The following is an 11,991-nucleotide window of genomic DNA, read 5'->3' as shown; positions in this document are numbered from 1 at the left end:
CTCTCTAACCTATTTATTTTAAAATTGGTTTTGTTTTATTAATTACATTATCACGCGTTACGGTACAAGTTTTAATATCTTTTTTACTTGGAATCTCAAACATTACATCTAGTAACAACTCTTCGATAATAGAACGTAATCCACGCGCTCCTGTTTTTCTCTTAATCGATTCTTTAGCAATTTCTTCAAGAGCTTCTTTTTCAAATACTAGTTTTACTCCATCAAGTTCAAAAAGATACTCATACTGTTTAACAACAGAATTCTTAGGCTCAGTTAATACTCTAACTAAATCTTTCTCATCTAGTTCTTCTAAATAACAAACAACTGGAATACGACCGATAAATTCTGGAATCATACCAAATTTAACTAAATCTTCATGTTTAACTTTAGAAATGATATCCTCACTATCATTTAATTCCTCACTCTTAGAGAAACCAATAACTTTCTCTCCTAGACGGCGCTTAATAATTTCTTCAATACCTGAGAATGCACCCCCAATTATGAACAGTATATTCTTAGTATTGATTTTAATCATTTCTTCCCCAGGGTGTTTTCTTCCGCCTTGCGGTGGAACGCTAGCAACAGTCCCTTCTAAAATTTTAAGAAGCGCTTGTTGAACCCCTTCCCCAGAAACATCACGTGTAATCGATACATTTTCACCTTTTTTAGCAATTTTATCAATTTCATCGATATAGATAATACCTTTTTCCGCTCTTTCTATATCGTAATTCGCACTTTGAATAAGTCGAAGAAGAATATTTTCAACATCTTCCCCTACATATCCAGCTTCTGTTAATGTAGTTGCATCAGAAATTGCAAAAGGCACATCAAGCATCTTCGCTAATGTTTGCGCTATTAATGTTTTCCCAGATCCAGTGCTACCTATTAAAGCAATATTACTTTTTTGTAATTCTATACCCTTGTTTTCTTTTGCTATTATTCTCTTATAATGATTGTAAACAGCCACCGCTACTGATTTCTTAGCTTTATCTTGGCTAATTACATACTCATTTAAATGTTCCATGATTTTTTGAGGTTCTAATAATTTAAATACCGGTTTATTTTTTGCATTTCTATAGTCAATTTCTTCATCTATGATATCTGAGCATAAATCAACGCACTCATCACAAATAAATACGTCATTCCCAGCAATCATTTTAAAAACTTCATTAGTATTTTTTCCACAAAAAGAACATCTTACTTCATCTTTCTTTTTAACCATAATTACACCTCACATTATTGAACTTTTCTTATATCTTATTATCTTTTTATTATCAAATCGATATAAAGCCCAAAAAGATACACATTATTATAACATATTCTATCTATATTTACTAGCAAATAGTACTAAAAATAATTAATATAAGAACATTTGAACTGATTGTTTTTTTACTTTTTAGCATTAAAAACAATAAAAAATAAGATATAAAATAATAATCTTAAAATTTTATATCTTAGTCAATTTCTAATTATTTTTTGCTATTTTTCTAAACATTTTTAGATATAAGCCCATATACACCAAAAGTCCTAAAATAGCAAAGAAAACTGTAGTAATAATACTACCTTCTATTCCATAACTTCCCCCGATTAGTATTTGTTTATCACTAATTGCCTCAACAATAAATATTGAATCAGATACCCTAATCCCACTTATATTAAACCCAAATATCACACCTGAAATACAATTCCAAAAAGCATGAAAAATTGCAATAATTAAAACATTATCAAAATACCAATATAATAATGACATTACAATTGATATTAAAAATATATTTATTAAATCTAGTTTTGATGTAGTCGGATTAGACATACGGAATACTAAGTAAAATAGCGAACTCAATATAATGGCTATCCATTTCCCTTTTTTTGCTGCTAATCTAGTCATCAAATAACCTCTAAAAACAATCTCTTCTAGAAAGCCTTGCATTAAAACTAATATTATAAGAATAATTATTATACCAATTTTTAAATCCTTAGATAGTGCTAGAGATATGCTATTAGACATTAACAAAATAGTTACTACTCCTACAACATAAAATATAGCTAATCCTAATCCAACTTTAATAGCTATTAAATTATTTTCTTTATTAAAACCAAAATAATCAAATGTTGTTTTTTCAAAATACTTAACAAAAAATAATAAAATAACAGCTGATAATATATACGAACATAAAACAGATATAATATTATACCCAACTAAACTTTTAAAGATATATTCAAATAGTATACCTTGTAAAAACGAATATGCAATAATTAATAAGAATATCGGAGTAAAATTCATTACACCTTTATTTTTTAATAAATCTACACTTTTCATTCAAATTCTCCTACTTTAATCAGATATTACTATCCTACCACAAATAACAAATTTTAGCTACGATTATAAAAATACTCTTGTTAAAATCTTTTAGTAATCAGCTATTAATGGTATAATTAATTTATATACTAAATAGGAGGAATACTATGTCATTTTTTTCAAAATTAGGTGAAAATATTATTTTACCTCAAGATGTACTAATTCAATCAAAAGAAACAGCCGCAGTTGAAGGAGCAATTAATGCTACAATTGGTATTGCTACAGAAAACAAAAAAGCGATGGCACTACCATCAATAAACAAAGTCATAACAGAAATAAACAATTCAGAATATTTACCATATTCTCCAACACCAGGATTACCTAAAATGAGAGAATTATGGAAAGAAAAAATTTTAAAAGATAATCCTAAAATCAATGATAAATATTTATCTTTACCAATGGTAACTACAGGTATTACACAAGGTATTGATATTGCAGCAAACTTATTTAGTGAGGCGGAGGATGCTTTACTTTTACCGAATCTATTTTGGCAAAACTACGCACAAATATACACAATTAAATTAGGGAACAACATCTATAAATACAACCAATTTGATGAAAATAATAATTTTAGTGTCGAAAACTTTAAAACAGCACTATATGCAATTAAAGAAGATAAAATTTCATTAATATTAAACTTTCCTAATAACCCAACAGGTTATACGCCATCAGATGAAGAATTAACTCAATTAGTTGAAGTAATTAACATTTTCGCTAAAGAGCACCCAAATAAACAACTTATCATCGTTTCTGATGATGCTTACTTCGGATTATTTTTCGAAGATAATCACAAAACTCCTACTCTTAGTGCAACATATAAACTTGCAGAAAATTCAAACTGTCTAATAGTTAAATTAGATGGAATCACTAAAGAATATTATAGTTGGGGATTACGTGTAGGTTTCATCACATATTACACAAAGGATGACTCATTACGACTAAAACTTCAAGAAAAAACACAAGGATATTTAAGAAGCACAACATCATCACCATCAAACTTATCACAACAAATTGCAATAAGATTACTAGACAATGAAGCATCACTTAAAGAAAAAGAAGAAAATGATAATATTATCCAAGAAAGATATAATGAACTAAAATCAGCTATCATTAAAGAACAAATAGATACTTTAGTTACAGTTTTACCTTTCAACTCTGGTTATTTCTTCACTATTAAACTACCTAGCACAATTAATGCACACGAGTTTAGATTAAAATTCTTAAATGAATACAAATATGGAGTGTATTCAATGGACGATGAACATATAAGAATAGCATTCTCATGCTTAGATAAAGAATTAATTTCTGAACTTATCACTAAGTTTAAAGAATGTATACAACAATTTTAATAAATAAAAAAATGGGAGTGACTCAAAAATCATGATTTCGGAAAATCAATTTTGTTAAGTCACTCCCGCACAGTTTATTAGATTTCAAAAAAGCTTTTATAAAGCGATTTTTGAAATCAATAAACCACTGCGTCTATGAGTTATAATATACACTTTTTTTAAAAATTTAGGACTTTTGAGTCAGCCCCAACAAACCACTGCATTTATGAATATGAGTTTCATATAAACTTTTAAATTTAGACCTCTTATATCAGTCCTATTTCTTATTTATTTGTCTTTTCAACAGTTCGACCATGTGTTTATTAGCATTCAACTCTATATCATTATTTAATTCAATAAAGTCATAAGTTCCATATTTGTTATCTAATGCAGCTTTGATTAGATAATCTGTTACATTAGGGTTCTTAGGTAAAATTGGACCATGAAGATAAGTTCCAATCAGATTATTGTATAGAATCCCTTCTTTTTTATCTTCATCATTATTTCCATATCCAACCACTACATTTCCTAGAGTTTCGTAATTGTGATATGTTCTTCCACCATGATTCTCAAACCCTACAATATTACCAAATTTTTCAGATTCAACGAGTATATTACCTATAAGACGCGGTGCATCTTTTTTTGATTCTGTATAAAAATCTAGTATATTTAAACCTGGTAGCTTATCGCCATCCACAGTTTTATAATACTCACCAAGAAATTGATAACCCCCACAAATAGTAAGAGCTGGAATCCCATCTTCAATAGCAGATTTAAACTCATTCTTAATCTTACTAAACTGTTCAGTTGCAATACATTGCTCTCTATCAGATCCTCCACCGATAAAAAACATATCACAATCTGTTAATTTAACACCATCAGTAGATGTAATATTTTCAATTTCAAGATTAATTCCACGCCATTCACAACGTTTCTTTAGTGCAATCACATTTCCTATATCACCATATAAATTCAATTTATCTGGCATAAAATGATATAATTTTAAATCCATAGAATTATTTCTCCAATTCTCTTTGAGTTTCTACTAAAGCTGTGTAATTCGGAATAGCAATCGCATATTTTTCAGTATAATTTTTCAGCTTAGTAACAGCCTCTGATATATCTTCATAAACTACAATATTAGCTTCTACTTCACTATATTTTAATCTTAGAGCTAATTCCTTTGCTCGCTTTCCAGAACAAACTATATTATTAATATTTTGTCCTGCTAGTATATTGAAATCTGTATCCCATATCCATGATATATCAATTCCATCAGCACCGTTATCATTAAGGACTAATAAATAGTTTATTTCTTCCTTAATTGAGTTAGCAATAGCTAGCGATGCATTTAGCCCCGCCGGATTTTTCGCTAAATTTAATAATACTGTAGATCCATTTGCAAAACTAATACTTTGCATACGACCATTAGTAGGAGTGTATGTTCCAAGTCCATTTTTTATCTTTTCTTCAGATAACCCTAATTCTTTAAGTAATGAATAAGCTGCTAAAAGATTGTAGATATTATAATCTCCAGCTAGTTTTGTCTCTATTGCTTCTTCATTATTAATACTCATCTTAATAAAAGGTTCAACTGAAGCTCTTGTTACTTCATACTTAACGCTTTGATGTTTAAAATCACATTTAGAACAATGGTAAAATCCAAGTTGACTATAGTGAACATGATCATAAATCAACTCCATACCACAATTCGGACAGAATTTAGACTCAGAAATTCCAAAATCAGAAAACTGATATGCATCCTTTGCAATTCCAAAATAAATATTATCTTCACCATAGTTAGAAAGTCTTGTAACAAATGGATCATCACTATTTAAGATTAACTGGATTTTTTCCCCTTCAAGCTGTTCTCCAATCGTCGCAATTAATGTGTCTATTTCACCAAATCTATCAATTTGATCTCTAAAGAAGTTATTGATAACAAATTTCGTTGGTGTAATATATTTCATAACACGTTTAATAGAACCTTCATCAATTTCAATAATAGCTAATTTAGTATTGTTTCTTCCCTGAATAGCAAATGTTGAGATAATACCATCTAGCATATTTGCTCCTTCAAAATTATTAATAAAGTTTTCACCAGCACTTTTTAAAGTGTGACCGATAAGATTTGATGTTGTTGTTTTCCCATTAGTCCCAGTTACAAAAACAATTTCATCAAAATCACTAGCTAATTTAGTAAGAACATTATCATTTACTTTTCTTAATACCTTACCAGGTAAATCCGTTCCCTTTTTCCCTGCTAATTTACTCGCAGTTCTAGTTAATTTTGCTAAATTTCTATAAAATGCTAGCATATATTCTCCTTTTATAGACTATTTTGTGATGTATCAAATTTATATCCTATTCCCCAAACCGTTACAATCATCTGAGCAACCTTTGGAGATATTTTATCAAATTTTTTCCTAACACGCTTAATATGAGTGTCAACAGTTCTGAGATCTGAATAAAAATCATAATCCCAAACAGCACGAAGTATTTCATTACGTTTAAATGCCTTGTCCGGTGATTTAGCTAAAAATAGTAGCAAATCGAACTCTTTAGGAGTTAACAATACTTCACTGTCATCGACAATAACTTTATGCGAATTAACATCAATGATTAACCCTGGAAAAACAAGTACATCTTTTGCATAAAGTTCTGGAGTATAAAAGACACTTCTCTTTGTACGCTGAAGAATGGCTTTAATTCTTAGCATCAGCTCTCTTGGGCTAAAAGGTTTAACAACATAGTCATCTGCACCTAATTCAAACCCTTCAACTCTACTTTGTTCATCAGCTTGAGCTGACATGATTATCACCGGTGTCGCCTTAGTCTTTCTAAGTTCCGATAAAATTGATTTCCCATTCAGCATCGGTAGTTGAACATCTAGAAGCACACAAGAATAGTCCATATACTTTAATCTTTCTAAACCATCATGACCATTACTAGCTTCATCAACAATATATCCTTCTTTTTCAAGATACATAGTCAATAATTTTCTAATTCTTTCCTCGTCATCTATTATTAATACTCTCTCTGCCACTATACATCACTTCCTAATTATTTACTTCTCTCCATTTTTAGCCTTATTAATAAGTCTTTTTACTTCATGAATTGTAAGAGGTCTATACTCACCCTTTTTTAGCCCTTCTAAAGTTAAATCTTCTATAGATTCACGTTTTAATTTAATCACCTCATAACCTAATGCTTCAAACATTCTTCTTACTTGGCGATTTTTCCCTTCATGAATTGTTAATCTCACTAGTGTATTTCCACTCTTATTTTTATTTTTAACAATATTAACTTCCGCTTTAGCAGTTTTATAATTATCGATTCTAACCCCATTACGAAGTATTCTCAGATGATTATCTTCTAATTTTCCATTAATTTTTGCAACATATGTCTTTTTAATTTTATGCTTAGGGTGTGTTACTAAATTAATAAACTCACCGTCATTTGACATAATAAGTGCACCCGAAGTATCGTAGTCTAATCTTCCTACAGGTACTACACGTTCATTAACATTTTCAAAAAAGTCTTTTACACATGTACGATCTTTTTCATCAGACATAGATGTAATTACTTTTTCTGGTTTATAGAATAAGTAATATCTCTTATTTTCTTTTAATAATCGTACTCCTTCTACGATAATAATGTCACTCGGTTCCGCTTTAGCTCCTAATTCTTTTACAACTTCACCATTAACACTCACTTTTCCATCAAGAATAAGTTGTTCAGCCTTTCTTCGTGATGTATACCCTGATGCCGCTATTAATTTTTGCAGTCTTTCTGCCATCTCGTCCTCCTAATTTTGTAAAAATTTATTTATTTCTTCACTAGTAACAATTTCTGATTTAGGTAATTGTTCCAAACTTTCTAATCCAAAAACATCTAAAAATATATCAGTTGTTTCATATAGCTTCGGCTTACCAATAGTATCTAATGTTTTATTAGATACTATAAGTTCCTTACTAACAAGAGAGTGTAATATAGAATCACTACTTACACCCCTTATTTTATCGATTTGAACTTTTGTTATCGGTTGATTATATGCGATAATTGCTAAAGTCTCCAAAGAAGCTTTGGATAACTTAACAAGATTTTTAGATATTACAGCTTTTTTTATTACCTCAGCCATCTCATCTCTTAATAACATTTTGTAAGTTGTACCAAATTTCTTAATTATTAGCGAATTATTAGCATTATTATACTCTTCACAAAATACATTTAGCATATTTTCAGCTTCATGAGGCTCAACTTCCATAAAAGTAGAAAAATATTCAATATTAAGTCCATCTTCACCTTTCATAAAAAGCAAAGCCTCAATTATTTTTTTTATTTCATCTAATAGCATATTAATTTTCCTTCGATTTATATTCTAGAATGATTTCACTATCTTTGTCAACACATAGCAATTCCTGATCTTTAATCATCGCTAATATCCCCATAAAAACCAAAACAACTTCATTCTTTTGCGAATATGACTTAATCAACTCGAAAAATGACATATTTCTTCTGTTTTTAAACTTATTAACTAGTTCTTCTTTCACCTGTTCAAATGAAACTTCTCTGCGATAACTTACCAATGACACATCATTTTCTTTATCTTCAAGAGACCTAAGAATATTCTCCATAGCTTGTAACAACTTCGAAGAAGGCATTCTTAGTGTTTCTATACTACCCTCTACTTCAATATTTACACTTTCTTTATCTAAGAACTGTGCTCTAATTTTTTGAAGATTATCAAGTTTTTCGCTAAGTTCCTTGTAATTTTTATAATCAAGAAGCTGCTGAACCAAATCTTCTTCGTCTTCTATAGTTTCATCTTCAAACTTAGGAAGTAAATTTTTACTCTTTATGTGTAATAGTGTTGCTGCCATTACAATATATTCCTCTGCATTTTCTAATGAAAATTCTTCGCTATTATTTATATATTCCAAATAACTCTCTGTTAGACGAGCTATAGGTATATTATAAATATCTATCTCCATTTTTTCAATCAAATGCAAAAGCAAATCAAGTGGGCCTTGAAAAACCTCTAAGTTAACATTATACATTTATTTTATCCTTTAATTAATCGTTTTTCTTGGATGATTCGTCATCATTCTTTTCGATTTATTTCCCTCCAAACTAGAGAAATATAGTTTTAAACTATTAATATTTTTTAAACCTAATAACTCTTGAACTTCTTCTGCAGGCACCTTATCTTCAAGCAGATGAATAGCAAGAGAATTTCTAAAATTCATAGTATTTAGTTCTTTTGTTAATCCTAAATCTTGTTGACGTTTTTTGAATATTTTCCAAAAGCCTTGACGACTAATACCTTCACCGTCATGATTCAAGAACAATTTACTATCATCTTTGATTTTTGGGTATTCTTTTTTCAACTCTACTATATAATTTTCAATAGCTTCAACTGATTCTCTATTAAGTGCTATTGTTCTATAGCCTTCTTTTTTTCTATATTTTAAATATCCGATAGTAGTATTAATATCTTTAAGTTCTAGATTAATACACTCTGTTGGTTTAATTCCAATAGAATAAGATAATTCAAAAATAGCTTTGTCTCTATACCCCATTAAATTGTTCGTTTTCACATCTAGAATTTTAGCAATTTCTTGTCTTGTGAAAATCACTAAATCATGATGATCTTCTTTATCGATATGAACTTCTATATTTACTCTATTTGGAATAATCTTTTCAATCCATAAATACTCCACAAAGATGTGAACAGTCGAAATAGTTCTTGATAAAGTTGCAGAAGAATAATCCTTATCTTTAAGGTAATCAATGTATCTAGATACAAATTCTTCATTTAACCAAGAATAATCTTCAGTAGAATACCCTTTTTCCGCTAAATATAAAAAGATTTTTTTCAAATCCCTATCGTACGAATTAATAGTGTTAGTAGAAAACTCTTTTCTATTTAACAAATATTCATTGAATTTTTTTAATACTGTTTCACTCATAAAAATACCCCCTTAGTATTAAAATTACCCTAATTTTTATCTCTATATTGATTATAACATCTATAAAACTTTATGTAAATGCATTTATAACAATTTTTATTTAAATATAAAAAATTTCAAGACGTTTATAAAAGTTAATAACTGATATCTAAAATCGCCTTGAAATTTTATTATTTTATATTTTTTTTCGCCCAAACTTATGATAAATAGTAGTAACCAAAAATAAGTTAATACATATAATAATCAGTGGTACAAAAATCGCCTTATGCAAGAAAATCTTTGACATTGCAGCCCCTAAAACTACCCCCGATAAGAACACCGAGATAACCGTAGAATAAATCGCAAGAGGAGTTTTACTTTCTTTTTTCTTCAAAACAACATACTTATATAAATGCTCGCTCATAGAGCGCAGATTACCTGTGCAAAATACACTTGCAAAAACTAAATTATTTACTTTTCTAAAACCATCAAACTGAATTGCACAGATAAATGATATTACAATGGGTCTAATATCTACACCTAAATATTGATGTTTAAATAATATAACCAACAAAGCAAATATTTGTGTAAGCAATAGCATATATATGTGTTTAAATATAGATAATTCTTTATACTTCGTTTCGATATGTTTACTCACCAATACCCCTACTACAAAAGATAATATCGGTATTGAATAATGTAAAACCTCTCGAAAGTTTCCTTCAATTAAGTCTATACCTACAAAAATTAAATTTCCTGTCTGCGCATTAGCAAAAATACCATCGCAGTTAACAAATGTATAAGCATCGAAAAAACCTCCAACCGCAGTTAACAACAAACAAAACATGAGTTGCTCGTGCACGGGAAGATTTTTATTTATTAAAGTCTCTCGTAAATTCATATTTTTAAAACCATCTCCTAAAATTTATTAATCGAATATAGTATCCCAATTTTCTGAATTTTTAGAACATTCAAAACACATTTCTAATTGTTTTTTCGTAGTTCTAGTTAGCGATAATTCCGGTAATTCATCAAGTGAATAGAACTCCGCACCTAAAGTTTCCGTATTCTCATGAAAATTATGAGAAATATATTCACATAAGACAAATATCTTCACCATACCAAATGGAAAATTAACGTGATGATGTCTATTATAATCAAGAACTGCTACTACTTTTTGCGGTTTAACCACAGCACCTGCTTCCTCGCTTGCTTCTTTTATAACATTTTCTCTAATACTCATGTTCACATCTTGATACCCACCTGGTAACGCCCATTTCCCATCAAATTGTTCCCTAACCAACAGTATCTTATTATCCTTAATTACCGCCGCTCTAGTTTCAACTTTTGGTGTTTGATATCCTATTTCACCAGCAAAATCTATTTTTATCTTTTCAAGTGGTAAATCATATTTGAACGCTAACATCTCACATGCAATTTCTCTAATTCTTTCAGAGCGCTCTCTATCAAATCTATCCTTACTATACGCCAAACTGCACTGCGCTAAAAATTGTAATTCCTGTGCCCATTTTTTCCAAACATCGTTTTTTCTAACATTTACTATATCTTCTATATTTTTAATAAAAATCGCATTTTTCACATCTAAAAAATCATATTCTTCACTCAATAAAAATACATTTATTAACTTATCACTAAGTTTTTCTTTATCATTAGTTAAATACAATGCATTTCTGTCAGCAATACTTGAGTCTTCTATAAAACTAAACGGTACAGCATAATCATTAAATACACCCCTAACTTCATCGGTTATTAAATTTTCAATATTATTATCTATGTATACTTTTTGGTACATTGGTAACCTCCATAACGTTGTATATATTATAACATATTTTTTATTTATAGCTACAATTTATGAAAACTTATTATCGTTTTCATAAAATCCCCTATAAAATACCGTCATACCCATCATTAATAATTCTATACCTTTTCTCTATAATTTAAAAGGCATATAAATATATAAAATATCAATAAAAATCTTGCTAGTTTATAAGAATAGTTGTATAATAGATATTGTAGATAAAATTTAAGGAGTGGTGACAATGAAATATATTATTTCACTTATTTGGTCGTTTATATTTTCAGCTGTTATAGTATTTATCGTTTCATCTATTTTAGGAACTAATGGTGAGATTAATACACTTCGCGACTGTGCAATACTAGCTGTATTATTTACTATTTTTGTTGCGCTATTAGACGTAGTAGGTTTAGATAAAAAACGCGAAGAAAAATAATTTTTTTAATAAATACATAGAAATTTTGTAAAGTAGGTATTGAGGAGTCTTTCCTCCTTCCTACTTTTTCTTTAAATATAGGAGATAATTATATGAACAATGTT

Annotated in this window: 13 protein-coding genes; 2 read left to right on the top strand and 11 right to left on the bottom strand. The window is 29.0% G+C overall.

Features of this window, described 5'->3' with window-relative positions:
- Positions 1-13: 13 nt before the first annotated feature.
- Positions 14-1,222, bottom strand: a complete 1,209-nt coding sequence (clpX, locus tag RWN11_RS02455) for an ATP-dependent Clp protease ATP-binding subunit ClpX (RefSeq protein ID WP_314160216.1) — start codon at positions 1,220-1,222, stop codon at positions 14-16.
- Positions 1,223-1,465: 243 nt separating this feature from the next.
- Positions 1,466-2,317 (bottom strand): type II CAAX endopeptidase family protein, encoded by an 852-nt coding sequence (locus RWN11_RS02450; RefSeq protein ID WP_314160215.1) that lies wholly within the window; start codon positions 2,315-2,317, stop codon positions 1,466-1,468.
- A gap of 146 nt (positions 2,318-2,463) precedes the next feature.
- Between RWN11_RS02450 and RWN11_RS02445 the strand changes: the two genes are divergently transcribed.
- Positions 2,464-3,705, top strand: a complete 1,242-nt coding sequence (locus RWN11_RS02445; RefSeq protein ID WP_314160214.1) for an aminotransferase class I/II-fold pyridoxal phosphate-dependent enzyme — start codon at positions 2,464-2,466, stop codon at positions 3,703-3,705.
- Between the two features lie 256 nt (positions 3,706-3,961).
- Here RWN11_RS02445 and RWN11_RS02440 read toward each other — a convergent pair whose 3' ends face one another.
- The 9 genes from RWN11_RS02440 to RWN11_RS02400 form a co-directional block, all read right to left on the bottom strand.
- A complete protein-coding gene (locus tag RWN11_RS02440) occupies positions 3,962-4,696 on the bottom strand; it encodes a glutamine amidotransferase (protein WP_314160213.1) in 735 nt (244 codons plus the stop codon).
- A gap of 4 nt (positions 4,697-4,700) precedes the next feature.
- Positions 4,701-6,002 carry a MurT ligase domain-containing protein gene (locus tag RWN11_RS02435; RefSeq protein ID WP_314160212.1) on the bottom strand — a complete coding sequence of 434 codons (1,302 nt, stop codon included), beginning with the start codon at positions 6,000-6,002 and terminating at the stop codon, positions 4,701-4,703.
- 11 nt (positions 6,003-6,013) lie between these two features.
- Positions 6,014-6,730: a response regulator transcription factor gene (locus RWN11_RS02430; protein WP_314160211.1), complete on the bottom strand. Its 717-nt coding sequence runs from the start codon at positions 6,728-6,730 to the stop codon at positions 6,014-6,016.
- A 21-nt stretch (positions 6,731-6,751) separates the two neighbouring features.
- On the bottom strand, positions 6,752-7,483 hold the full coding sequence (locus tag RWN11_RS02425; RefSeq protein ID WP_314160210.1) for a pseudouridine synthase: 732 nt from the start codon (positions 7,481-7,483) through the stop codon (positions 6,752-6,754).
- A 9-nt stretch (positions 7,484-7,492) separates the two neighbouring features.
- Positions 7,493-8,041, bottom strand: a complete 549-nt coding sequence (gene scpB, locus RWN11_RS02420; RefSeq protein WP_314160209.1) for an SMC-Scp complex subunit ScpB — start codon at positions 8,039-8,041, stop codon at positions 7,493-7,495.
- A gap of 1 nt (position 8,042) precedes the next feature.
- The gene (locus tag RWN11_RS02415; RefSeq protein ID WP_314160208.1) at positions 8,043-8,744 is read right to left on the bottom strand and encodes a segregation/condensation protein A; all 702 of its coding nucleotides are present in this window, start codon (positions 8,742-8,744) and stop codon (positions 8,043-8,045) included.
- Between the two features lie 12 nt (positions 8,745-8,756).
- A complete protein-coding gene (locus tag RWN11_RS02410; RefSeq protein WP_314160207.1) occupies positions 8,757-9,656 on the bottom strand; it encodes a tyrosine-type recombinase/integrase in 900 nt (299 codons plus the stop codon).
- Between the two features lie 175 nt (positions 9,657-9,831).
- Positions 9,832-10,536 (bottom strand): YoaK family protein, encoded by a 705-nt coding sequence (locus tag RWN11_RS02405; protein ID WP_314160206.1) that lies wholly within the window; start codon positions 10,534-10,536, stop codon positions 9,832-9,834.
- A 27-nt stretch (positions 10,537-10,563) separates the two neighbouring features.
- Positions 10,564-11,448: an NUDIX hydrolase gene (locus tag RWN11_RS02400; RefSeq protein WP_314160205.1), complete on the bottom strand. Its 885-nt coding sequence runs from the start codon at positions 11,446-11,448 to the stop codon at positions 10,564-10,566.
- 247 nt (positions 11,449-11,695) lie between these two features.
- Here RWN11_RS02400 and RWN11_RS02395 point away from each other — a divergent pair, with 247 nt between their 5' ends.
- The gene (locus RWN11_RS02395) at positions 11,696-11,887 is read left to right on the top strand and encodes a DUF2929 family protein (protein ID WP_314160204.1); all 192 of its coding nucleotides are present in this window, start codon (positions 11,696-11,698) and stop codon (positions 11,885-11,887) included.
- Positions 11,888-11,991 lie beyond the last annotated feature (104 nt).

The organism is uncultured Gemella sp. (assembly GCF_963519265.1).
In the GTDB taxonomy this organism is placed as follows: Bacteria; Bacillota; Bacilli; order Staphylococcales; family Gemellaceae; genus Gemella.
Note: the sequence above shows the minus strand (reverse complement) of the source record. Positions and strands in the feature narration are given on the sequence as shown.